This is a genomic window from Bacillus sp. VA13 (assembly GCF_055710085.1).
In genome coordinates, this window is the sequence record NZ_JBVQPP010000002.1 from 361,819 (window position 1) to 386,090 (window position 24,272).

Here is a 24,272-nt window from a genome sequence, read left to right on the forward strand (position 1 = left end):
ATTTATGCTATATACAAAAATCAGTCACATGAAGCCGGCTGAAAGAGTGGAGGCGCTGACAACGTCTCTGGTCAGTCTCAGCAGTGTGAACGGCACTGTCGGAGAGGGGACAAAGGCAAATTTTATCAAAGAAGTGATCATGAGCTATCCTTATTTTCAGGAAAATCCTGAACATGTGTGGGAACAGGCTATTCCTAACGACCCATACAATCGTAAAAATATTTTTGCATTTATTGAAGGACATGGAGAAAGCCAAAATACTGTCATTTACCATGCCCATCTGGATACAGTCGGAATAGAAGATTTCGGCCCTTTAAAGGATATTGCTTTTGATTGCGAGAAATTGGCCGAGTACTTCAGCCGTTATGAATTCGATCAAGATGTTCAGCGGGATGCCGAATCAGGTGAGTGGATGTTCGGAAGAGGATCTGTCGATATGCAAAGCGGCATCGCTGTTCATTTAGCCAACCTTCTGCATTTTTCAGAGAACCTCCATACACTGCCGGGAAACCTATTGTTTATGGCAAATCCGGATGAGGAGAGTCAGCATTCCGGCGTTCTCGCCTGCATTTCAGAGCTGAACCGGCTAAAAAAAGAAAAACAGCTTCATTATCTGGCTGCCATTAATACGGATTTTATTACGCCGCTTTACGATGGTGATAAGACAAGGTATATCTACACCGGAGCCGCGGGGAAACTGCTGCCTTGCTTTTACATCTACGGGCGAGAAGTACATGTTGGCGATACGCTGGCAGGCATTGATCCAAATTTGATTTCATCAGAAATCACACGCCGTCTCCACAATAACATTCAGCTGGCAGAAAAGATCGAAGGAGAGTTGGTACTGCCCCCATCCTGTTTGTATCAGCGCGATAATAAGGAATCCTATAATGTGCAAACGGCTGTCAGCAGCTGCTTGTATTTCAATTATTTTATTTATGAAAGAACAGCAAAGGAAATTATGGATCTGCTTATCGAAGTTACTGAGGAAGCATGCCGGGACACAGAACAAAAATTATCAGATTATTATGAAGAATATGTAAAGAGAACCAATCTGCCGAAGAAACACTTAACATGGGACATTCAAGTGTACAGTCTGGAGCAATACTTAGAAAAGCTGAGAAGCCGCGGCGTAGATCCCGAGCAGTGTATCGAGCAGGCATTCAAAGCCAATGAGCACCTCGAACTTCGTATGAAATGCTTTCAGGCAATCGAAGAGCTTCAAAAGCTTGACCCCGATCAAGGCGCAAAAGTCATTCTATTTTACGCACCTCCTTACCTGCCGCATAACTATTTAAAAGAAGATAGCACAAGAGATCAGCTTTTGGAGCATGTGATTAAAGAAGCGGCTGACAAAACCGCTGAATCGACAGGCGAAACATTTGTCTTCAAAAAGTTTTTCCCCTACTTGGCAGACGGCAGTTTCTTATCGCTGCACGAAACCGATGGCGAAATTGATTCCTTTATCAGAAACTTCCCTGGGTGGAATATGATTGGAACCATTCCGTTCAAAGACATACGCAAGCTGAATATTCCATCCATTAACATGGGCGTTTACGGAAAAGACGGCCATAAGTGGACGGAACGAGTCTATAAACCGTACACATTTCACGTTTTGCCTCACCTCATACAGCAGACCACTGTTCATCTTTTACAGAGCTACCGGATGACCATCACGGCAAAAGAACCAAAGGGGGAAGGATGATGCAGGATCATCATAATGAATTGCAGCGCAGCATGAAAAGCAGGCATTTGTTTATGATTGCATTAGGAGGGGTGATTGGAACCGGGCTGTTTTTAGGCTCCGGCTTTACCATCAGCCAGGCGGGACCGCTCGGTGCCATTGCCGCGTATATCATCGGCGGATTTTTAATGTATCTTGTCATGCTTTGTTTAGGAGAACTGGCTGTTGCCATGCCGGTGGCCGGATCGTTTCAGGCCTACGCCACTAAATTTCTGGGGCCGTCGACAGGCTTTATGATCGGGTGGCTGTATTGGTTCAGTTGGGCGAATACAGTAGGCTTGGAGCTGACGTCAGCAGGCATTTTGATGCAAAGGTGGCTGCCCTCCGTTCCTATTTGGATATGGTGTCTTTTGTTTGGCATCGTCATCTTTTTGATTAATGCGCTGTCTGTCAGAAGCTTTGCCGAAATGGAGTTTTGGTTTTCAAGCATCAAAGTGGCAGCGATCGTATTATTTATCGTGATCGGCGGAGCCGCTGTGTTTGGCTTGATTGACTTTAAAGGCGGACAGGAAACGCCATTTTTGTCTAACTTTATGACTGATAGAGGGCTTTTCCCTAATGGGGTGCTGGCCGTTATGTTTACGCTGGTCATGGTGAATTTCTCCTTTCAAGGGACGGAGCTTGTCGGCATTGCGGCAGGGGAAAGTGAAAATCCGGAAAAAACACTGCCAAAGTCCATTCGAAATGTCATTTGGCGCACACTGTTTTTCTTTGTGCTCGCGATGTTCGTCCTGGTTGCCATTCTTCCCTACAAAACGGCGGGGGTTATTGAAAGCCCGTTTGTAGTGGTGCTCGATCAAATCGGCATCCCATTTGCAGCTGATATCATGAACTTTGTTATCTTAACGGCGATTTTGTCTGTTGCCAATTCAGGATTGTATGCTGCGTCGCGCATGATGTGGTCACTTTCATCAAATAAAATGGGCCCTTCCTTTCTTACCAGGCTGACAAAAAAAGGTGTGCCGATGAACGCCTTGCTGATTACACTTGGCATTTCCGGATGTTCGCTGCTGACAAGTGTCATGGCTGCAGAAACGGTGTATTTATGGTGTATTTCAATCTCTGGTATGGTGACAGTTGTCGCATGGATGTCCATTTGTGCGTCGCAATTTTTCTTTCGCAGACGTTTCCTCGCTGAAGGCGGAAACGTAAATGACCTGGAGTTCAGAACGCCGCTTTATCCGCTAGTCCCGATTCTCGGATTTTGTTTATACGGATGCGTGTTGATCAGCCTCATTTTCATTCCCGATCAAAGAATCGGCTTGTACTGCGGCGTGCCGATCATTATTTTTTGCTATGCGTACTACCATCTGAGCATCAAAAAACGCATAAATCATGAACCGATTGAAAAAGAGCAGGCAGAGGTCCAATAAAAAAGCTCTCCGGAAAACCGGAGAGCTTTTTTACGTGTTGCGTCTGACAAGAAAACAGTTTTTTTAAAATGAAATATATAAATCTATATTGATATTTAAATGAAAATAATAAAAATGATAAAGATTTCGTTCGTATTGTGAATTGTGAAAAAACAATGCTAAACTATAATTCAACTTTATGATAAGAAGATTATGGAAGAGGTGTTTGATAAAGAATGAACAGCAAACAAAACAATGACATCAAAACAAAACATCATTTTCCACTATTGTTAGCATTGGCTTTAACGATGGGGGTATTTGCTGCCGGATCTGAAGAACTTGTCATCTCACCGCTGCTGCCGGATTTGGCAAAAGCCTTCAATTCAGATGTCAGTGTCCTTGCGTTATCTATCAGTATTTACGGCGTTATGATTTTTATCGGTGCGCCGCTACTGGTTCCTTTAGGTGATAAATACTCCAGAGAACTAAGTTTAATGGCTGGGCTTATGATCTTTATCATAGGAACAGTGATATGCGCTTTGGCTCAAAATATCTTTTTCTTCTTTTTAGGCCGTGCGCTGTCGGGGTTAGCTGCGGGAGCGTTTGTGCCGACCGCTTATGCAGTTGTAGGAGACCGTGTTCCTTATACATATCGGGGCAAGGTGATGGGACTGATTGTTTCAAGCTGGTCGCTGGCACTGATCTTCGGTGTGCCGATCGGATCATTTATCGGCGGTGTCCTGCATTGGAGATGGACATTTTGGATCTTCGCCTTGATGGGCGTTCTGGTTGTTCTGCTGATCCTGTTTGAAATGCGTCGTCATGCCGAACATAAAAACAGCGGCAAGGAAGAAAAAGAAGAGCCAGCTGGAACATTCCGGGATGCGCTGAAAGTCCCGCGCGTACCCGTTTATATCACGATAACCTTTTGTAATATGATTGGTTTTTACGGTATGTATTCATTTTTAGGCTCCTATCTTCAGGACGTTTTTACCGGAGGAAATACAGCTGCGGGCTTATTTATCATGATTTATGGCATCGGATTTTCCATGAGTGTCATTACAGGAAAGATTGCCGACCGCATCGGAAAAATGCGCTCCCTTTTGATTGCACTGGGGGTCATCAGCGTGCTGCTGGCATGTTTAGCCTATGCGCCGGCTTCAATGATTCTGTTAATTGTCAGCCTGTTTATTTGGGGATTAATGCAAAGCTTGACGGTGACACTGCTTAGCACCATTTTGAGTGACTGCTCAGAGCATCATCGCGGGAAAATCATGGTGTTTTACAGCCTCGCCTCGAATCTGGCTGTGACATTAGGATCTGCTTTGATGGGGCCTGTATATGTAGGGTACGGGTATGCAGCCGTCGGATTGATTTGCGCCGCCATCACAGTGCTCGGATTTGTGCTCAGTGTATTCGCATATAAAAAGTACGGCAAGTATGAGCAGAAAGCTGATCATTCCTTATCCCAATAAACAAAGTTTCTAAATTCCTATAATAAAAAACCCTTCCTTGAGGGGTTTTTTGTTTGTATAGGAATAATTATCAATATTTTCATAAAACATTGACAGTTCAATTGCCGCTGGATAAAATTTACTTAAAATTTAAAAGATTGGTTGGTGCTCATGATTATATTGGATAATAGCATTCAGACAAAAAAAAGAACTGATTCAATATCCAAACTCATTACAGTCAACACGCTCGGCCCTGAGGGGACAAGCAGTGAGTACGCAGCAAAACATTTCATTTCCAATTTTACTCTTCTTCAGGGGCTGAACAGTAAATTGTCCTTGCATGATACTTTTGAATCATGTATCGAAAGGACGCTTCAAAGCCCGCTAGAATATACCATCGTCCCACACGCTTATGACGGCATTAAGCATTTCTACATGAGGCCGGATTTGCAGCTTTTGCAGATCTTCAGGTGCGATACACCGATGTACGGCCTGGCTGTTCGTCCTGATTTTGAATTCAGCGACGATATGCTTGATTCATCTGTTATCGTTTCACATCCTTCACCCATTAATTTAATCAAATATTTTACCCGCAAAGATGTACGTTTCAAACTGGTCAATTCGACCAGTCAAGCTGCAAGAAAAGTAAAAGAAGGCTTATATGACATTGCCTTAACCAATGAGCTTGCACGGCAAAAGTACGGGCTTACATTTGTGAAAACATTTAAAAGCATTCCTATGAGCTGGTCATTATTCGGAAAAGGAGACGTTGATGATGAAAACTAAAGAAGATATGCAGGAGCTTTATTTCCCGACACCGAAATTAATAGAATGGGAAAATGGAGTGAGACAGTATTCAACCGTGCGCGGCGACACTGAAGTATTAATGTCTTACGTTCCGCCGCATACCAACGTTGAACCCCATCAACATAAAGAAGTCCAAATCGGCATGGTCATTTCTGGCGAGCTGATGATGACTGTCGGAGATGTGACGAGAAAAATGACGGCCTTGGAATCTGCCTATATTGCGCCGCCTCATGTGCCTCACGGGGCAAGAAACGATAGAGACCAAGAAGTCATTGCGATCGATATCAAGCGGCTGAAAGCTGATGAAACATATACAAGTCCTGAGGACTATTTTTTGAATATTTTTAAAACAAGAGACCTATTGCCTGGCATGGAAGTCACGTTCTTTGTTGAGGACTGGGTGGAAATCATGCTGGCCAAAATCCCTGGAAACGGCGGAGAGATGCCTTTCCATAAACATCGGAATGAACAAATCGGCATCTGCATCGGCGGAGGTTACGACATGACGGTCGAAGGCTGCACGGTGGAAATGAAATTCGGAACAGCCTATTTCTGCGAGCCTCGGGAGGATCACGGCGCCATCAACCGTTCCGAAAAAGAATCAAAATCAATTAACATCTTCTTCCCGCCGCGCTACAACAGAGCAAAAGCAAAAAAAATAAAGGCGGATGAGTGATCATGAACCTTATCGATAAAACTGTCCTCATAACAGGAGGCGCATCAGGAATTGGTTATGCGGCGGTTCAAGCTTTTTTGAACCAGCAGGCCAACGTGGTTGTGGCGGATATTGACGAGGCGCAGGGAGAAGCAATGATTCGGAAAGAAAATAATGACAGGCTGCACTTTGTGCAAACAGACATCACAGACGAAGCTGCCTGTCAGCACGCTGTTCAATCGGCGGTCGATACATTTGGAGGGCTGGATGTATTGATTAATAATGCGGGCATTGAAATCGTGGCTCCCATTCACGAGATGGAGCTCAGCGATTGGAACAAGGTGCTGCAAGTCAATTTGACCGGCATGTTTTTAATGAGCAAGCACGCACTCAAGCATATGCTCGCTGTCGGCAAGGGCAACATCATTAATACGTGCTCAGTCGGCGGACTCGTGGCATGGCCTGATATTCCTGCTTATAACGCCAGCAAAGGAGGCGTTTTGCAGCTGACGAGGTCAATGGCCGTTGATTATGCGAAACATCAAATTCGCGTCAACTGCGTATGCCCGGGAATTATCGACACACCGCTAAATGAAAAATCATTCCTTGAAAATAATGAAGGCACACTTGAAGAGATCAAAAAAGAAAAGGCAAAGGTAAATCCGCTGCTGAGGCTCGGGAAACCCGAAGAAATTGCAAACGTGATGCTGTTTTTAGCCTCAGATTTATCAAGCTATATGACCGGAAGCGCCATCACCGCAGACGGAGGATACACCGCACAATAAAGAAGGAGTGTTTTACATATGGAGAGAAAAACAGTATTGGTCATCGCTGATCTTGGAGGCTGCCCGCCGCACATGTTTTATAAAAGCGCTGCTGAAAAATATAACCTGGTTAGCTTTATTCCAAGACCTTTTGCAATTACAGCCTCCCATGCAGCACTGATTGAAAAATACTCGGTCGCGGTCATAAAAGATAAAGACTATTTTCAGAGCTTAGCTGATTTTGAGCATCCCGATTCAATTTATTGGGCACATGAGGATCATGACAAGCCTGAAGAAGAGGTTGTCGAGCAAATCGTCAAGGTTGCCGAAATGTTTGAGGCGGACGCCATCACAACAAACAATGAATTATTCATTGCTCCGATGGCGAAAGCCTGTGAACGCCTGGGCCTGAGGGGCGCCGGCGTGCAGGCAGCCGAAAATGCCAGAGATAAAAATAAAATGAGGGACGCTTTTAATAAGGCCGGAGTCAAATCGATCAAAAATAAACGAGTCACAACTCTTGAGGATTTTCGTGCTGCACTTGAAGAGATCGGCACACCTCTTATTTTGAAGCCTACATACTTAGCGAGTTCAATCGGCGTAACGCTGATAACCGACACGGAGACGGCAGAAGATGAATTTAACAAAGTCAATGACTATCTCAAATCGATTAACGTGCCGAAGGCGGTCACATTTGAAGCGCCGTTTATTGCTGAAGAATTTTTACAAGGTGAGTACGGAGACTGGTATCAAACAGAAGGGTACTCCGACTATATCAGCATAGAAGGCATTATGGCTGATGGTGAGTATTTTCCGATCGCCATTCATGACAAAACGCCGCAAATTGGATTTACAGAAACATCACATATTACGCCGTCCATTTTGGATGAAAAGGCGAAAAAGAAAATTGTCGAAGCGGCTAAAAAGGCAAATGAAGGGCTTGGACTGCAAAATTGCGCAACACATACAGAAATCAAGCTAATGAAAAACAGAGAACCGGGTTTAATAGAGTCGGCAGCCAGATTCGCCGGCTGGAATATGATTCCTAACATTAAAAAGGTTTTCGGCCTTGATATGGCGCAATTATTATTAGATGTTCTCTGTTTCGGAAAAGATGCTGATCTGCCGGACGGGTTATTGGATCAAGAGCCTTACTATGTCGCTGACTGCCATCTGTACCCTCAGCATTTCAAACAAAATGGCCAGATCCCTGAAACTGCTGAGGATTTGGTGATCGAAGCGATCGATATTCCGGACGGGCTATTGAAGGGTGATACAGAAATCGTTTCTTTTTCGGCTGCGGCACCAGGCACATCAGTTGATTTGACGCTGTTTGAAGCCTTCAACTCCATTGCTGCTTTTGAACTGAAAGGCAGCAATTCACAGGATGTGGCTGAATCAATCAGACAAATTCAGCAGCATGCGAAGCTGACGGCAAAGTATGTGCTGCCAGTATGAAACAGTTAAAACCCAACTCTAAATACTTGCTTTACGGGCAGGCGCTATCGTTTATGGGAGACTATTGTGTTCTCCCTGCCCTGCTCATTTTGTCTACATATTATCACGATTATTGGGTGACGTCGGGGGTCATCGTGGTCAGAAGCATTCCGATGGTGTTCCAGCCATTTTTGGGGGTTCTGGTCGACCGGTTAGACAGAATTAAGATCATGCTGTGGACGGATATCATCAGGGGCATCATCTTTTTGGGGCTCACATTTCTTCCAAAAGGCGAGTATCCGCTGATTTTTCTGGCCTTGCTGTTTATTTCTTATGGAAGCGGCGTGTTTTTTAACCCGGCCCGTCTCGCTGTCATGTCATCATTGGAATCAGATATTAAAAGCATCAACACGTTATTTGCAAAAGCGACGACCATCTCCATCATCGTCGGGGCAGCTGCCGGAGGGCTTTTTCTGTTAGGCGGTTCTGTAGAGCTGGCTGTTGCTTTTAACGGTGTGACATACTTGATTTCGGCCATTTTTATCAGCCGCATTAAGCTGCAATTCGTGCCGATTCAATCTGAAAACATAAAAGAGGCCTTTCAGTCTTTTAAAGAAGGACTCAAGGAAATCAAAACCAATGCTTTCGTATTAAACGCCATGTTTACGATGATTACGATGGCTTTGCTGTGGGGAATTGTGTACAGCTATTTTCCGATTGTCAGCCGCTTTTTGGGTGACGGGGAAATCGGCAACTTTATTCTCACATTCTGCATCGGCTTCGGCGGCTTCATTGGGGCAGCGCTTGTCAGCAAATGGGGCTTTAACAACAATAGAGGCCTGACGTACTTTACCGTTTTATCCATTGTCTCGCTGGCGCTGTTTTTATTCACGCCGATCTTCGCTGTCTCTGTCATCGCCGCAATCCTCTTTTTCATCGCGATGGAATACGGGGAAGTGCTTGCAAAGGTGAAGGTTCAGGAGAACGCGGCGAACCAGATTCAAGGGCGCATTTTTTCGGTGGCGGAAGCGTCGATCGGATTATGTATTTCTGTTGGTTCGATGTTAATCAACGTCTTTAACGCTCCAGTCATTATGGGGCTGATTGTTGTGATCGTAAGCGGATTGTTTCTGCATACGAAGCTCGTCAACAAATCGTTTTTGGAACGGGATAACAAAACGGAGCAAAAAGGAGTCTTTTAGATGGAAATAACACCGTCCGACGTCATCAAGACACTTCCAAAGCAAGAGTTTTCTCTCGTTTTTCAAAAGGTAAAGGAATTGGAAAAAACGGGGGCCCATATCATTAATCTCGGACAGGGAAACCCTGACCTTCCGACTCCGCCGCATATTGTGGAGGCTTTGCGGGAGGCGTCCCTGAATCCTTCATTTCATGGATACGGCCCATTCAGAGGCTATCCTTTTTTGAAGGAAGCGATCGCTGCTTTCTATAAAAGAGAATACGGGGTGTCAATCAATCCTGAAACGGAAGTTGCGCTCTTCGGCGGCGGAAAAGCCGGCTTATATGTGCTGACACAATGCCTGCTTAATCCGGGAGATATCGCTTTGGTCCCGAATCCAGGCTACCCTGAATACCTGTCAGGAATTACGATGGCGCGAGCTGAGCTGCACGAAATGCCACTGTATGAAGAAAATGGCTATCTGCCGGATTTTGAAAAGATCGATCCCGCTGTGCTGGAAAAAGCAAAGCTCATGTTTTTGAATTATCCGAATAACCCGACGGGAGCTGTGGCCGATGCGGCTTTTTATGCAAAAGCGGCTGCTTTTGCGAAAGAGCACAACATCCACTTGATTCATGATTTTGCGTACGGCGCGTTTGAATTCGATAAAAAGCCGGCCAGCTTTCTTGAGGCAGAGGATGCCAAAGCTGTCGGGGCAGAGCTTTATTCATTTTCAAAAACATTTAACATGGCCGGCTGGAGAATGGCGTTTGCCGTCGGGAATGAGAAGATCATTCAGGCCGTCAATGAATTTCAGGATCATGTATTTGTCGGCATGTTCGGCGGATTGCAGCAGGCGGCAAGTGCCGCGCTTTCAGGAGATCCGGAGCAAACGGAATCCTTAAAACGAATCTACGAGGAACGAATTGACTTTTTTACGGAGCTGTGTGAAAAGGAACTGGGCTGGAAGATGGAAAAGCCAAAAGGAACGTTTTACGTATGGGCTGAAATTCCGACAACGTTTGAGACATCTCACCAATTCTCCGATTACTTGCTGGAGCATGCCCATGTCGTTGTCACACCGGGCGAAATATTCGGAAGCAACGGAAAAAGGCATGTCAGAATATCGATGGTGTCGAAGCAGGAGGATTTGTGGGAGTTTGTCATGCGGATTCAAAAGCTGAACCTGCCGTTTGCATCATTACAAGAAGCATCCCGCTAAAAAGCGGGATGTTTTTATATGCTTTTCATGCTTCCGCCATCAGCGGAAATTTGCTGTCCGGTGATATAGGAGGCCTCCTCAGAGGCGAGAAACGCGGCGAGCGCTGCGGTTTCTTCAGCTGATCCGACACGCTTCATCGGAATCCCGGAAGCAATCTGTACTTCTGCTTCTTGTTTGGATATGCTGTTCTTTTTCATTACATTTTCCACAAATTGATGGTAACGGTCTGTAGCGATAAAACCAGGGTTCAGGCAGTTGACAGTAATGTTGTGAGAAGCAAGCTGGCTGGAAATATTTTTACTGGCGTTAATTAAAGCAGCATTCATCATACTGTTCGTGAACATATTGGCGCCGGGTTCTTTCCACAGGTTTCCGACAATGTTGATGATTCTGCCAAACTCGTTTTGTTTCATCAGTGAAGCGGCACGCTTGATAGCGTCAATATAGGCGACGGTTTTCTGTGTAAACGTGGCCGTCATATCCTCTATATTACAATTATCAAATGTGTCAGGCGCGCCGCCCGGGATATTATTAATCAGAACATCAAGCCGTCCGCATTGAGATTCGATTTTTTGAAAAATATCGGCTCTCGTATGCTGGTCAGACATATCACCCGCAAGGACAATGACACTCGCTTCAGGATGCTTGGCCAAAATGTCTTTTTTGACAGATTCAATATTGTCCAAGTTTCGCGAATTAATGACGACGGAAAAATGCTGGTCTGCTAGCTTCAGAGCAATTGCTTTTCCAATCCCTTGACTGGCTCCCATAATAAATGCGGTTCGTTTTGACAAATAACAGCACCCCTTTGAAAAAAATGGATTATTAACTACATCGTAAGAAAAAACAGAGAAAAAAGCAAATTTTATTTAAATTCTGATAAAGGAGGATCGAAAAACTCCCGCCGGCTTGGGCGGGAGAGATATTATACATATAGGAATTGAGGAAGTGTATCAAGAGAAAGGCGGTTGCCGACAAAGAATGAACCGAATTCGCCGTAGCGAGCGCTGACTTCGTCAAAACGCATTTCATACACAAGCTTTTTGAATTGGAGCACATCATCACTGAACAATGTAACGCCCCACTCGTAATCGTCAAAACCGACGGAGCCGGTGATGATCTGTTTGACTTTGCCCGCATAGCTGCGGCCGATTAAGCCGTGGCTTCTCATCAAGTTTCTGCGTTCTTCCATTGAAAGCATGTACCAGTTGTCATTGCCGGATCTTCTTTTATCCATTGGATAGAAGCATACATATTTTGACTCAGGCAATTCAGGGTAAAGGCGCGCACGCACATGCGGATTTTCGTAAGGGTCGCCGTCGCCGCTTGCCAAGTAGTTGCTCAGCTCTACCACTGATACGTAGGAGTAAGCCGGAATGGTGAACTCAGCAAGTCTTGATTTGTTGAATTCGAGCTCAATTTGATTTAATTCTTCCATTGTAGGGCGAAGAATCATCAGCATAAAATCAGCTTTTTGGCCGACGATGCTGTAAAGGGTCTGCGATCCTTTTCCTTCTTTTTGGGCAACGCCCCATTTTTCAAGCAATCCTGTGAATTCATGTATGATAGATTGGCGCTCATCACTGGACAGCAGCTTCCAGGAAGTCCAGTCCATTGTGCGGAAATCATGAAGCGCATACCAGCCGTCAAGCGTTTTCGCCGCTTCATTGGTCATTTGCTGTTCACTCATTTATCTTCACTCCTATTATCTTTTCATTGTTGCCTTCACTATACCATAGTTTATCCGATTCTACTGTGGAGAAACCTTGAACATCCCTTTCGTATAACTCCATAAAAATAAGAGAAGCTATAAGGAAAGAATGAGTCACTTAAATTAATTAGAAAAATAAGATTTTTTTATGAAAGCGCTATAATGAAAGTTGGCTGTTTGAATTTGATTGGAAGAAGAGTATGCTAGTAAAAGAAAGCGTTTTTGTAACTTTTTGAGGAGGTTTTATTGTGGCAGATTTATTTTCAACAGTGCAAGAAAAAGTAGCTGGAAAAGACGTTAAAATTGTATTTCCTGAAGGCTTAGACGAGCGTATTTTAGAAGCGGTCAGCAAGCTTGCAGGAAACAAAGTGCTGAATCCGATTGTGATCGGCAATGAAAATGAGATCCAAACAAAAGCAAAAGAACTGAACCTGACGCTAGATGGCGTTGAGATTTATGATCCTCATACATATGAAGGCATGGAAGACCTTGTACAAGCATTCGTAGAACGCCGTAAAGGCAAAGCAACAGAAGAACAGGCTCGTAAAGCATTATTAGATGAGAACTACTTCGGTACAATGCTGGTGTACAAAGGCCTTGCACAAGGACTTGTAAGCGGAGCGGCTCATTCAACAGCCGACACTGTCCGCCCGGCTCTTCAAATCATCAAAACAAAAGAAGGCGTGAAAAAGACTTCCGGCGTCTTCATCATGGCTCGCGGAGAAGAGCAATACGTATTCGCAGATTGCGCGATCAACATTGCGCCTGACAGCCAAGATCTTGCCGAGATTGCGATCGAAAGTGCCAATACGGCAAAAATGTTCGACATTGAGCCTCGCGTGGCAATGCTCAGCTTCTCTACAAAAGGCTCAGCAAAATCTGATGAAACAGAAAAAGTAGCGGATGCGGTGAAAATCGCGAAAGAAAAAGCGCCTGAACTGACACTTGACGGCGAATTCCAATTCGATGCTGCATTTGTTCCATCTGTAGCTGAGAAAAAAGCGCCGGATTCCGAGATCAAAGGGGATGCTAACGTATTCGTATTCCCAAGCCTTGAAGCAGGAAACATCGGCTATAAAATCGCTCAGCGTTTGGGCAACTTTGAAGCGGTAGGACCAATCCTGCAAGGTTTAAATATGCCTGTAAACGACCTTTCAAGAGGATGTAACGCTGAAGATGTTTACAATCTTGCATTAATTACAGCGGCGCAAGCACTGTAAGAAAAATGAAGACGATGGCAGCTCTCTTCCGGAGGGCTGTCTTTTTTGCGTCTCCGTATAGCCTTCTTTACCAAGACAGATGATATGAGTACAATAAAGAAAACTGATCATAACCATATATTTCATTAATGACAGGGGTGGGGTTTTTGTATTACGACGTGCTGAAAACGTTTATAGCGGTAGTAGAAGAAAAAAACTTCACAAAAGCGGCGGAAAAGCTGATGATCTCCCAGCCCAGCGTCAGTCTGCATATCAAAAATCTTGAGAAAGAATTTCAAACGGCTCTCCTGAATCGGTCGCCAAAACACTTTACGACAACGCCGACAGGAGACATTTTGTATCAAAGAGCAAAGCAAATGGTATTTCTCTACGAGCAAGCAAAGGCTGAAATCTATGCGCATCATCACTATGTGAAAGGCGAATTGAAAATTGCTGCCAGCTTTACGATCGGAGAGTATATTCTTCCGCCGCTCTTGGCCCAGCTGCAAAAGCTGTATCCAGAGCTGAATCTCGATGTCATGATTGGCAATACGGAGGAGGTTAGCGAGCGTGTGCGGATGCTTCAGGCTGATATCGGACTGATTGAAGGACATACAAACGAGAATGAACTGGAAATTGAACCGTTCATGGAGGATGAAATGTGCATTGCCGCGCCGAATCAGCATCCGCTGGCCGGACAGAGAGATATTTCGATCAGCGATTTGCAAAACGAAGCATGGGTGACAAGAGAGAAAGGCTCCGGGACGAGAGAATATCTCGATCATGTTCTCAGCTCAAACGGGCTGCGGCCAAAGTCGATGTTCACCATCAGCAGCAATCAAGGTGTAAAAGAAGCGGTGATCAACGGCATGGGACTGTCGGTTTTATCCAGAAGCGTGCTGCATAAGGATTTGATTCACCGTGAAATTTCAATTCTCCATATAAAAGATTTCTCGTTAAAGCGCAAGCTGTCTTACATTCATTCTCCTCTCATGGAGAATACAAAAAATAAAGAAATTTTTATTACGATGCTGAAAAGCAATTATCAATCACAGCGGCTGAAATGATATAATAGTTTTCGTTCATAAGCCTAACATGAAAGGGTTTTACATAGATGGCAAACCAACCGATTGATTTACTGATGCAGCCGACATGGAGAGTCATTGACCAATCCAGTCTCGGCCCTTTATTTGATGCGAAGCAATCCTTCGCAATGGATGATACGCTGTGCATGTCCGTCGGAAAAGGCGTGTCGCCGGCGACAGCGCGCTCATGGGTTCACCACAATACAATTGTCCTTGGAATACAGGATACGCGTCTCCCGTTTTTGCAGGACGGCATCACCTTCCTGGAAAACGAAGGATACCGTGTGATTGTACGCAATTCCGGCGGTCTTGCCGTCGTTTTGGATGAAGGCGTTTTAAATATTTCTCTCATATTCGAAGACGAAAAGAAAGGCATCGATATAGACAAAGGATATGAAGCGATGGTTGAGCTGATGAGACGGATGCTAAAACCGTACAATGCAAAGATCGAAGCCTATGAAATTGAAGGATCTTATTGTCCCGGCAGCTATGACCTTAGCATAAATGGAAAAAAATTCGCCGGCATTTCTCAAAGACGCGTTCGCGGCGGAGTTGCTGTTCAAATTTATCTCTGCGCGGATAAAAGCGGCAGTGAAAGAGCCGATTTGATCAGACGATTCTACCAAGCGGCGCTGAAGGACAAACGAAACGATAAAAAAGGCGTCTATCCTGAGATACGTCCCGAAACGATGGCGTCCTTAAGCGAGCTACTGCAAACAGACATCTCCGTACAAGACTTAATGTTCGCTTTACTGACAGAATTAAAAGCGTTAAGCACCCATCTATACTCAGCCGGACTGTCCATTGATGAGGAAATGGCATTTGAGAAAAACCTCGTCCGGATGGCTGAGCGGAATGCAAAGGTATTTGGGTGAGCGTTCTTCGCATGCCAGCTGTATCGGCCGGCATGCAATTTTTATTTCAAGCGGTATTTTATCCTCAACAATCTTATTTTCAGATAAATCCTTCTTACATTCAGATAACCCTGACAAAAAGAAAAACGATAAAATGACATCAGCATCCATATACAAAGGGGAGAGGCAGATGAAAGGGAATTTTTACAGCCTGTTTGTGCTGATCGCGGCTTTCTTCTGGGGAACCACGGGAACCGTTCAGGCGATGGCTCCAGAAAGCTCCACACCGCTGGCATTCGGAGCGTTCAGATTATTAATAGGAGGAAGCGCCATGCTGCTTGCGGTTTGGATCAGCCGGGAGCTTCACGTGAAAAATTGGTCATGGCCGCTCGTATTATCAGCTGCAGTTTGTATGGCGTGTTACCAGCCGCTGTTTTTCACAGCCGTTAAAGAAACCGGAATCGCAGTGGGGACAGTGATTGCGATCGGCAGTGCGCCTATCATTGCCGGAAGCATGGAGTGGGCCGTATTGAAAAAACGTCCGCGAAACTCTTGGTGGATCGCGACTGTACTGGCTTTAGCCGGTTGCTGGCTCCTGTTTTCCGATGGTTCGAATGTTCGGATTGATGTGGCTGGCGTTCTTATGGCGCTCGGAGCGGGTGCTTCTTTTGCGGGCTATACGCTCATCAGTAAAGCGATGATGAAAACCCAGCCTCCGCGAGCGACTTCAGCCGTTGTCTTTATGATCAGTGCCATCCTGCTGACACCGCTTTTATGGCAGTCAGATATCTCGTGGATATTGACACCGAAAGGATTGGGAACGAGCCTTTACATCGGGTTAATTGCAACATGCGCCGCATACTTTTTGTTTGCGAAAGGGCTTACCGGAGTTCCGGCCTCGGCGGCGGTCACGCTGTCTTTAGCTGAACCGCTGACGGCCTCATTGCTGGGCGTGTTTTTCATAGGGGAAATGCTTTCACTTTCCTCGTGGCTCGGCATTGCACTGATGATGCTAGGGCTTCTGGTCATTTCCGCTGCGCCTCGGAAACAAAAAACGGCCGGGGCAGCTCACATGTCTTGATAGATTCACATAAGCTTGGCCTCATTTTACAAGAATAGCGGAGCCGGCTGCAAAATAATAAAATCCTCTTTTCTCAATGGAAAAGGGGATTTTGTACATGGTGAAAATCCCAAAACCAACAGCTGTTTTGGGATTTTTCTAACTTACTCTGCCATTTTTTCTAAATTGCCGTTTCGGTCCATTTTGAAGGACGGAGAGGCATGTTCATCTTCTTCAAATAAAACTAGCTTTCTGGCTCTATTCATAATTTTCACCAAGGTTTCATAATCTTCTTGGATCGTTTTTTGGTCTTTTTCAAGCTTTTGTACTTCTGCCTCAAGCTGTTCCGTTTTGCTTTGCAATTCCTGATTTTCTTTCTTTAAACGCTCATTTTCCATTTTTAATGCCGATGATTGCTCGTTATTGCCTTCGTAATTCTGCAGGAAGCGGATCACATCATTCATCGTCATCTCTGGCGCGGCTGCAGGTGTTTGGGGAGACAATAAGTGTGATAGACTAGCTAACTCTTCCTTAAAGCTTTCATCCACAAAAGGCATGTGTTCGCCTGACATGAAAGGCTGCTGCTCATTTTCAGCTGATGGTGCGTCTGTTTTAACCGGCTCCTCTGCAGCGGTTTCTTGAACGATTTCAGGATCAACCGCAGGAGGCTGATATAATAGCCTTTTTTTCGCAGGCTGCCCGTTTCCGAGCGCTCTCATCCGCTGTTTTCGCTGTTTTTTCGCAAGCTGAAGCGCTTTTTCATATTGATGGCGGACTACCGCGTTCCATCTGAATCCGCAGGCTGCAGATGTCCGGTTTAATTTATCACCGACTTCTTCAAAGGCGTTCAGCTGAGTGCTGCCCTCCCTCACATGCCGAAGCACTGTTTCGGCTAAAAGCAGATCATTTTCTTCTGACCAAGCGTCTTGTCGCTGTTTTGTCATTTATCTCAACTCCCATTTTTCTTTTCATGGTATTAGAATGTCCAGTTTGGAAAATATTTATACAAGTTGGCTGAAAGAATAGGAGATACGAAGGATGGAGCGGCTTGCAGGAACAGTCGAATCCTTGTAAAATGAAGAGTGATGTGATTTTTTTTGAAAAGCGATTTTAGGTTATACACATAGATGAACATAGAAATGAAGGGAAGCGTACGTCATGGCTAATGAATTTCGAGTGTGTGATGATTGCCAAGCCACTAATATCAAAACATTGCTGCCGCGTTTAAAAGAAGTGGACCCGGACGCAAAGGTTGAGGTAGGATGCCAATCTTATTGCGGACCCGGACGGAAAAAATCATTTGCTTTTGTGAACAATCGCCCGCTGTCAGCTCCGACAGAGGATGAGCTGATTGACAAAGTAAAAAAGAAAATAAAAAAGTAAAAACATATTTTTTTATAGCCTCGGCCCTCAGGTCAGGCTTTTTTGCTTCACATAACGTGTTTTTCGTAAAGATGGAACAAATCGCCGGGCAAATTCAAGGATGTTTTCAAAGAATAGAGTCGATATAATAGAAACATGGCTAAAAAAAAGAGGGAATGACGATGGCGTATCCAAATGGAAAATTATCAGAAGAAAAAGTGTTTAAAGATCCGGTGCACCGCTATGTTCATGTTCGGGACAAGCTGATATGGGATTTGATCGGAACCCGCGAATTTCAGCGTCTCCGCAGAATTAAGCAGCTCGGCACGACGTATTTGACGTTCCACGGCGCTGAGCATAGCCGGTTCAACCATTCTCTCGGTGTCTATGAAATTGTCAGGAGAATGGTTGATGACGTCTTTAAAGGCCGCCCTGAATGGGATAACAGTGAGCGCGAACTCTGTTTGGCCGCGGCGCTGCTTCATGATCTCGGGCACGGGCCGTTCTCGCATTCATTTGAAAAAGTCTTTCACCTTGACCACGAAGATTTTACAAGAGATATCATTTTGGGGGACACAGAGGTCAATCAGGTGCTCAGAAAGGTGGGCCCGCGTTTCCCGCAGGATGTTGCTGAAGTCATTGCCAAAACATATAAAAACAAGCAAGTGGTCAGCCTGATTTCGAGTCAGATAGACGCAGACCGCATGGATTACTTGCAGCGCGACGCATATTATACGGGCGTCAGCTACGGCCATTTTGATATGGAGCGGATTCTTCGGGTGATGCGACCGCGCGAGGATCAGATCGTCATTAAAGAAAGCGGGATGCACGCTGTCGAAGACTATATCATGAGCCGCTACCAAATGTACTGGCAGGTGTATTTCCATCCTGTGACAAGAAGCGCAGAGGTTATTTTAACGAAGATTCTTCACAGGGCGAAGCAGCTGCACGATGAAGGCTATGTCTTCACTCACGCTCCGGTTCATTTCTATTCTATTTTTGAAGGGAAATTGACGCTGGAGGATTATTTGAAGCTTGATGAATCTATTATTTTGTATTACTTCCAGGCCTGGGAGGATGAAGAAGACGCGATTTTATCTGATTTGTGCCGAAGATTCATTAACCGCCAGCTGTTCCAATACGTTGAATTCAATCCGAATGAAGAAATGTCGGCTTATTTTGAGCTGACTTCATTGTTCAAAGAGGCGGGAATCGATCCGAGTTACTATTTGGTCGTCGATTCTTCTTCAGATCTGCCATACGATTTTTACCGTCCTGGAGAGGAAGAGGAGCGTCTGCCGATCCATCTCTTGACGCAAAACGGCCAAATTAAAGAGCTGTCCAGACAGTCGGCTATTGTGGAATCCATCTCCGGGAAACGTCGGACGGACCACAAGCTGTACTATCCGAAGGACCTGATTTGTGACGGCTCTGAACATCCGGAAACGAAAATGAAAATCCGGCAGCTGCTGGGACTGACATAGAAATTGGAAAGAAGGAAAAAGGAGATGTCGGGAATTTGTTGAAAGAACATGCAAAACTGATGAAGGTGTTCTCGGATTCTGGAGAAATCATCGGGCGGAAGAAGCTGCAGAAAATGATTTATATCGCAAAGAAAATGCAGTTTCCTTTCTATGAGAAATATGATTTTCACTTTTATGGACCGTATTCAGAGGAACTGACGCTCCAGATTGAAGAGCTGTGCAACCTTGGATTTCTGCATGAGGTGAAGGAAAAAAAGGGCGGCTACTTTCAATACCGTTATTCGCTGACTGAGACAGGCTCTGCATTTTTAGACCATGCTGATCTGGATATGCCGGATATCAAAGGCTATATCGACAGTGTAAACAGCCGTTCATCACGGTTTTTAGAGCTGGTTTCCACGATCCTTTACTTTGACGGGCTTGAGGCTGAGGAAAAGAAAGAAAAAGTCTTTACAATCAAAAGCAAGCAAAAATATACAAATGAAGAATATGACGAAGCGCTTCAATACATAGAAGAACTGAAGCAGATTTGTTAACCATACCAAGCAAAAGAAATGAACCGTTTCTTTTGCTTTTTTTTACAAAACAGATTGCGGTTTCAGAAAATGTATTGTAAAATATATGAAATCATAAACAATCAGTAATGTATACAGGCACTGATAAGGACATGAGATGCTTTTTACGGTTTCCAGAGAGGGAAGGACAGCTGAGATCTTCCTAACGCAGGGAAAGCAGCTTACCGCCTTTGAGCCGTATCGGGGAAATCCAGTATCTGATACCGTCATGCTGCGTTACAGCACCTTAAAGCCGATACACCATGTGTGTTGATCGGGAATTTGGGTGGAACCACGGATGATAAACACATTCGTCCCTTTTAGAGGGATGGGTGTGTTTTTTTATGAACTAAATACATGCGATGAAAAGGACATGAATGATCATTACGGTTTTCAGAGAGGGAAGGAAAGGTGAGAGCTTCCCAGCTTAGGATGATCATTTACCGCCTTGGAGCAGCATTGGGGAACTGAAGTATCCAATGCCGTCTATGCTGCGTTACAGCACCGAGCCGACAACATAGCGTTTGTCGGGAATTTGGGTGGAACCACGGGTACATCACACACTCGTCCCTTTTAGAGGGATGGGTGTGTTTTTTTATGAATTGAATACATGCGATGAAAAGGACATGAATGATCGTTACGGTTTTCAGAGAGGGAAGGAAAGGTGGGAGCTTCCCAGCTTAGGATGATCATTTACCGCCTTGGAGCAGCATTGGGGAACTGAAGTATCCAATGCCGTCTATGCTGCGTTACAGCACCAAGCCGACAACATAGCGTTTGTCGGGAATTTGGGTGGAACCACGGGTACATCACACACTCGTCCCTTACAGCGGGACGGGTGTGTTTTTTTATATCCAACAATTATGAAGGAGTGTTTAAAAATGAGTAAACAAGTGTACATTCAGCTTCCGGACGGACAGATCAAGGAATATCCGAAAGGCATCACAATCAAAGAAGCGGCTGGTTCTATCAGTTCCAGTCTGCAAAAGAAGGCGGCCGCGGGCCAGGTCAACGGCAAGCTCGTTGATCTCAGCTTTAAGCTGGAGGAGGATGCTGAGCTTTCGATTGTCACACTTGATTCCCAAGAAGGCTTGCAGGTGCTTCGCCACACATCAGCGCACGTACTGGCTCAAGCAGTGAAACGTCTGTACGGAGAAGTGTCATTGGGGATAGGTCCAGTGATTGAAGACGGCTTCTACTATGACATGAAGCTGGAGCAAAGCTTGACATCAGGAGACTTAGAGGCCATCGAAAAAGAAATGAAGAATATTATAAATGAGAACCTTGAAATCAAACGAATTGAGGTTTCTTACGAAGAGGCTGAAGAGCTGTTTGCCAAAAAAGGCGAGCCGTTTAAGCTGGAGATTTTGAAGGATATTCCGCGCGGAGAGGATATCACGCTGTATCAGCAGGGAGAATTCGTTGACCTGTGCCGCGGGCCGCATCTTCCTTCTACAGGAATGATCAAGGCGTTCAAACTGACAAGAGTATCGGGCGCTTATTGGCGCGGAGACAGCGAAAATGAAGTCCTGCAGCGGGTGTACGGGGTTGCGTTTCATAAGAAAAAAGATCTCGATGCACATCTTCATATGCTGGAAGAAGCGGCAAAACGAGACCATCGCAAGCTGGGCAAACAATTAGAGCTGTTTATGTTTTCTGAGGAAGCGCCGGGGATGCCGTTTTATTTGCCGAAAGGGCAGATTATCCGCAATGAGCTGGAATGCTTCTCGCGTGAGCTGCAAACAAAGGCTGGCTACGAGGAGGTCCGTACACCGTTTATGATGAATCAACGGTTATGGGAGCAGTCAGGCCACTGGGATCATTATCGCGACAATATGTATTTTTCAGAAGTGGATGGTACAAGATTCGCAATGAAGCCGATGAATTGTCCCGGCCATATGCTCATCTTTAAAAACTGCCTGTATTCGTATCGGGATCTGCCGATTCGAATGGCGGAATTCGGTCAGGTGCATCGCCATGAATACAGCGGTGCTTTAAACGGAATGCTTCGCGTCCGGACGTTCTGCCAGGATGATGCCCATATCTTCGTTCGAGAGGATCAGATTGAGAGTGAGATCAAAGAAGCGATTCGGCTGATTGACGAGGTATATCGTACTTTTGGCTTCGAGTATTCGGTCGAACTCTCGACTCGCCCGGAGAATTCATTAGGCGATGACAGCCTTTGGGAAGTGTCGGAACGTGCCTTAGCATACGTCCTTGAGGAGCTTGGCCTGTCTTATGAGGTTAATGAAGGCGACGGGGCGTTTTACGGGCCGAAAATTGATTTTCACATAAAAGATGCCCTGAAACGAAGCCACCAATGCGCGACAATACAGCTTGATTTTCAAATGCCGGAAAAATTTGATTTATCATATATCAATGAACACAATGAAAAAGTTCGTCCTGTTGTCATACACAGAGCGATATTCGGCTCGATCGACCGGTTCTTCGGCATTTTGATCGAGCATTTCGGCGGGGCATTCCCAGTCTGGCTTGCACCGATCCAGGTTCAAATCATACCGGTTTCGCACGTTCATTTGGACTATTGCAGAAAGGTGCAGGCAGAGCTGAAGCAGCTGGGGATAAGAGCCCGCATAGATGAGCGCAATGAGAAGCTGGGCTACAAAATCAGAGAGTCGCAGGTGCAGAAAATCCCGTACGTGCTGGTGCTTGGGGATCATGAAGAGCAGGAAGGTGCGGTAAACGTCCGCCAATTCGGAGATCAGCAGAATGAACACGTTCCTTTTCAGACGTTTAAAGATAAACTGGTCAAACAGGTGAAAAATCGCAGTATCTAGGAGAAAAGCTGTGAATTCTCATTTTGCTTTTTTGACTTTCCCTATCCGGAATCAGTAAAATAATAAGTAAATCATATCGTTCGTATGTTATGAATGCATCTCGAAATGGGGAAATCTACATGGACCATGACAAACTGGAAGCAAATTTGCTGGATCACGCACTTACAAAATACTTGAAAAGCACGAAGCAATTAGATGAAGCCACTGTTCCGAAACACGTGAATAATGTAAGAGGATTTATTCTGCGGATTATATACAGACATGGGAGCTGCACCATAAAGGATATTCTGAAGGAGGTCACACTGTCTCCCTCTGCTACAACCACCGCCCTGAATCATTTAGAACAGGAGGGGTTTATTAAGAGATCCAGAAATAACAATGATCGCCGTACTGTATGGATTACGCTTTCTGAATCGGGCCGGGGAACAGCTGAGCAAATGATCGAAAACCGCCAGCAGCTGATTGACAGCATGTTTGAACGTTTAACAATCGAAGAGAAAAAGACGTTCCTAGCGATTATTGGGAAGCTGGCCCAATAGGGATAGAAAGAGCCGGTGCGCGAAGCGCCGGCTTTATAGAGATTATTCCATATCGCTCAGGCGTTTGCCTGCGACGGCATAATGGTCTTTTCTCATTTCTTCTATAAATACAACAATTTTTTCTTCAGAAGCACCGGTTGTTTCCTTTACGGCTTCTGTTACTTTCTCGACAAGATTGCGTTTTTGCTCGTCTGTACGGCCTTCGAGCATTTTGACGGTTACGTATGGCATGGATGCTGAATCCTCCTTTATCTCGTTTCCTCTCTTTAGAAAAAGAGGCTTCTTATAGTATACTGAATAAAGTAAATTCTTGCATTTTTAGAAAGAGGGATATCTCACTTGGACCGTTTTTTATATTATCCGTTATCTTTAATGCCATACCTCGTCATCACGTTAATTGTGTCGTTTACGATACATGAGCTTGCCCATGCTTATGTTGCATACAAATTCGGTGACGATACGGCGAAAAGACAAGGAAGACTGACGCTGAATCCGATTAAACATCTTGATCCGTTCGGAACCATTTTGATTTTGGTGGCCGGCTTCGGGTGGGCGCGCCCTATTCCCGTTAATCGCCGCTTCTTTAAGAAACCGCGGCTTGCCGGTGTGCTCGTATCTATCGCCGGACCCGTCAGTAACCTGATTCTTGCGTTTATCGGTTTCTTTTTGTTAGTGTTGATGCATGCGTACGGAATGGAAATGCTTGCGGCATTTAGCACTGGACTTGATCAGTTCTTTTCCATTTGGATACAGCTGAATCTTGTTTTGTTTTTATTTAATCTGCTGCCGCTTCCTCCGCTCGATGGCTATCGGATTATTGAAGATCTCGTTCCGCCGGGGGTGCGTGCCAAGATGACGCAGGCGGAGAGCTACGGCTTTATCGTCTTTTTGGTTCTGTTTGTGACACCGCTCGGATCTTACGTGCTTTGGCCGATGCTCAATGCCGGAAGAGATTCGATTTTAGAGCTGTTTTCAGCGATATTTCAACCGCTTTTGTAGGAGGTAGAACTC

Annotated in this window: 23 protein-coding genes and 3 other annotated features; of the genes, 19 read left to right on the forward strand and 4 right to left on the reverse strand. The window is 45.1% G+C overall.

What is annotated here, in order from left to right; genetic code table 11:
• The first annotated feature begins 4 nt into the window (after positions 1–4).
• From AC0C66_RS10030 to bacF, 9 genes are all read left to right on the forward strand, one after another.
• Positions 5–1,705, forward strand: coding sequence for a M20 family metallopeptidase (locus AC0C66_RS10030; RefSeq protein WP_472973558.1), 1,701 nt, complete (start codon positions 5–7; stop codon positions 1,703–1,705).
• Positions 1,705–3,117 (forward strand): amino acid permease, encoded by a 1,413-nt coding sequence (locus tag AC0C66_RS10035; protein WP_072183226.1) that lies wholly within the window; start codon positions 1,705–1,707, stop codon positions 3,115–3,117. The genes AC0C66_RS10030 and AC0C66_RS10035 overlap by 1 nt, the downstream gene beginning before the upstream one ends.
• Positions 3,118–3,332: 215 nt before the next feature.
• Complete coding sequence (locus tag AC0C66_RS10040) at positions 3,333–4,571, forward strand: MFS transporter (protein ID WP_061186529.1); 1,239 nt, start codon at positions 3,333–3,335, stop codon at positions 4,569–4,571.
• A gap of 150 nt (positions 4,572–4,721) precedes the next feature.
• Positions 4,722–5,336 carry a prephenate decarboxylase gene (bacA, locus tag AC0C66_RS10045; protein ID WP_072182885.1) on the forward strand — a complete coding sequence of 205 codons (615 nt, stop codon included), beginning with the start codon at positions 4,722–4,724 and terminating at the stop codon, positions 5,334–5,336.
• The gene (gene bacB / locus AC0C66_RS10050) at positions 5,326–6,033 is read left to right on the forward strand and encodes a 3-((4R)-4-hydroxycyclohexa-1,5-dien-1-yl)-2-oxopropanoate isomerase (protein ID WP_072182884.1); all 708 of its coding nucleotides are present in this window, start codon (positions 5,326–5,328) and stop codon (positions 6,031–6,033) included. The genes bacA and bacB overlap by 11 nt, the downstream gene beginning before the upstream one ends.
• A 2-nt stretch (positions 6,034–6,035) precedes the next feature.
• The gene (gene bacC / locus AC0C66_RS10055; protein ID WP_072182883.1) at positions 6,036–6,797 is read left to right on the forward strand and encodes a dihydroanticapsin 7-dehydrogenase; all 762 of its coding nucleotides are present in this window, start codon (positions 6,036–6,038) and stop codon (positions 6,795–6,797) included.
• Positions 6,798–6,815: 18 nt separating this feature from the next.
• Complete coding sequence (gene bacD, locus AC0C66_RS10060; RefSeq protein ID WP_072182882.1) at positions 6,816–8,234, forward strand: alanine--anticapsin ligase; 1,419 nt, start codon at positions 6,816–6,818, stop codon at positions 8,232–8,234.
• Positions 8,231–9,415 (forward strand): bacilysin exporter BacE, encoded by a 1,185-nt coding sequence (gene bacE, locus AC0C66_RS10065; protein WP_061186525.1) that lies wholly within the window; start codon positions 8,231–8,233, stop codon positions 9,413–9,415. Before bacD ends, bacE begins: the two co-directional genes overlap by 4 nt.
• Positions 9,416–10,615, forward strand: a complete 1,200-nt coding sequence (gene bacF, locus AC0C66_RS10070) for a transaminase BacF (RefSeq protein ID WP_072182881.1) — start codon at positions 9,416–9,418, stop codon at positions 10,613–10,615.
• Positions 10,616–10,629: 14 nt separating this feature from the next.
• Here bacF and bacG read toward each other — a convergent pair whose 3' ends face one another.
• Together bacG and hemQ are read right to left on the reverse strand one after the other, a co-directional pair.
• Positions 10,630–11,409, reverse strand: a complete 780-nt coding sequence (gene bacG / locus AC0C66_RS10075) for an NADPH-dependent reductase BacG (RefSeq protein ID WP_072182880.1) — start codon at positions 11,407–11,409, stop codon at positions 10,630–10,632.
• A gap of 131 nt (positions 11,410–11,540) precedes the next feature.
• On the reverse strand, positions 11,541–12,305 hold the full coding sequence (gene hemQ / locus AC0C66_RS10080; RefSeq protein ID WP_014115577.1) for a hydrogen peroxide-dependent heme synthase: 765 nt from the start codon (positions 12,303–12,305) through the stop codon (positions 11,541–11,543).
• A gap of 269 nt (positions 12,306–12,574) precedes the next feature.
• Here hemQ and pta point away from each other — a divergent pair, with 269 nt between their 5' ends.
• From pta to AC0C66_RS10100, 4 genes are all read left to right on the forward strand, one after another.
• Complete coding sequence (pta, locus tag AC0C66_RS10085) at positions 12,575–13,546, forward strand: phosphate acetyltransferase (RefSeq protein WP_014115576.1); 972 nt, start codon at positions 12,575–12,577, stop codon at positions 13,544–13,546.
• A gap of 146 nt (positions 13,547–13,692) precedes the next feature.
• Positions 13,693–14,592 (forward strand): cysJI operon transcriptional regulator CysL, encoded by a 900-nt coding sequence (cysL, locus tag AC0C66_RS10090; protein ID WP_072182879.1) that lies wholly within the window; start codon positions 13,693–13,695, stop codon positions 14,590–14,592.
• A gap of 47 nt (positions 14,593–14,639) precedes the next feature.
• Positions 14,640–15,485, forward strand: coding sequence for an octanoyl-[GcvH]:protein N-octanoyltransferase (gene ywfL / locus AC0C66_RS10095; RefSeq protein WP_072182878.1), 846 nt, complete (start codon positions 14,640–14,642; stop codon positions 15,483–15,485).
• A gap of 169 nt (positions 15,486–15,654) precedes the next feature.
• A complete protein-coding gene (locus tag AC0C66_RS10100) occupies positions 15,655–16,545 on the forward strand; it encodes a carboxylate/amino acid/amine transporter (RefSeq protein WP_061186614.1) in 891 nt (296 codons plus the stop codon).
• Between the two features lie 143 nt (positions 16,546–16,688).
• Here the strand turns inward: AC0C66_RS10100 and rsfA are convergent, their stop codons facing one another.
• Positions 16,689–17,468: a prespore-specific transcription regulator RsfA gene (gene rsfA / locus AC0C66_RS10105; protein ID WP_014115572.1), complete on the reverse strand. Its 780-nt coding sequence runs from the start codon at positions 17,466–17,468 to the stop codon at positions 16,689–16,691.
• Positions 17,469–17,682: 214 nt separating this feature from the next.
• Between rsfA and AC0C66_RS10110 the strand changes: the two genes are divergently transcribed.
• The 5 genes from AC0C66_RS10110 (at position 17,683) to AC0C66_RS10130 (ending at position 23,261) form a co-directional block, all read left to right on the forward strand.
• The gene (locus AC0C66_RS10110; protein ID WP_003222050.1) at positions 17,683–17,907 is read left to right on the forward strand and encodes a YuzB family protein; all 225 of its coding nucleotides are present in this window, start codon (positions 17,683–17,685) and stop codon (positions 17,905–17,907) included.
• Between the two features lie 161 nt (positions 17,908–18,068).
• Positions 18,069–19,370, forward strand: coding sequence for an HD domain-containing protein (locus AC0C66_RS10115; RefSeq protein WP_072182877.1), 1,302 nt, complete (start codon positions 18,069–18,071; stop codon positions 19,368–19,370).
• Between the two features lie 35 nt (positions 19,371–19,405).
• Positions 19,406–19,906 carry a YwgA family protein gene (locus tag AC0C66_RS10120; RefSeq protein ID WP_003222046.1) on the forward strand — a complete coding sequence of 167 codons (501 nt, stop codon included), beginning with the start codon at positions 19,406–19,408 and terminating at the stop codon, positions 19,904–19,906.
• Positions 19,907–20,017: 111 nt separating this feature from the next.
• Positions 20,018–20,246, forward strand: a binding site (T-box leader).
• A gap of 31 nt (positions 20,247–20,277) precedes the next feature.
• Positions 20,278–20,499: a binding site (T-box leader), on the forward strand.
• 31 nt (positions 20,500–20,530) lie between these two features.
• Positions 20,531–20,752 (forward strand) — a binding site (T-box leader).
• Positions 20,753–20,805: 53 nt separating this feature from the next.
• A complete protein-coding gene (gene thrS, locus AC0C66_RS10125; RefSeq protein ID WP_461845782.1) occupies positions 20,806–22,722 on the forward strand; it encodes a threonine--tRNA ligase in 1,917 nt (638 codons plus the stop codon).
• 119 nt (positions 22,723–22,841) lie between these two features.
• Positions 22,842–23,261, forward strand: coding sequence for a MarR family transcriptional regulator (locus tag AC0C66_RS10130; RefSeq protein ID WP_014115567.1), 420 nt, complete (start codon positions 22,842–22,844; stop codon positions 23,259–23,261).
• A 42-nt stretch (positions 23,262–23,303) separates the two neighbouring features.
• Here the strand turns inward: AC0C66_RS10130 and AC0C66_RS10135 are convergent, their stop codons facing one another.
• Positions 23,304–23,492: a 2-hydroxymuconate tautomerase gene (locus AC0C66_RS10135; protein WP_003222038.1), complete on the reverse strand. Its 189-nt coding sequence runs from the start codon at positions 23,490–23,492 to the stop codon at positions 23,304–23,306.
• 108 nt (positions 23,493–23,600) lie between these two features.
• Here AC0C66_RS10135 and AC0C66_RS10140 point away from each other — a divergent pair, with 108 nt between their 5' ends.
• A complete protein-coding gene (locus tag AC0C66_RS10140) occupies positions 23,601–24,260 on the forward strand; it encodes a site-2 protease family protein (RefSeq protein ID WP_061186518.1) in 660 nt (219 codons plus the stop codon).
• The last annotated feature ends 12 nt before the right edge of the window (positions 24,261–24,272 follow it).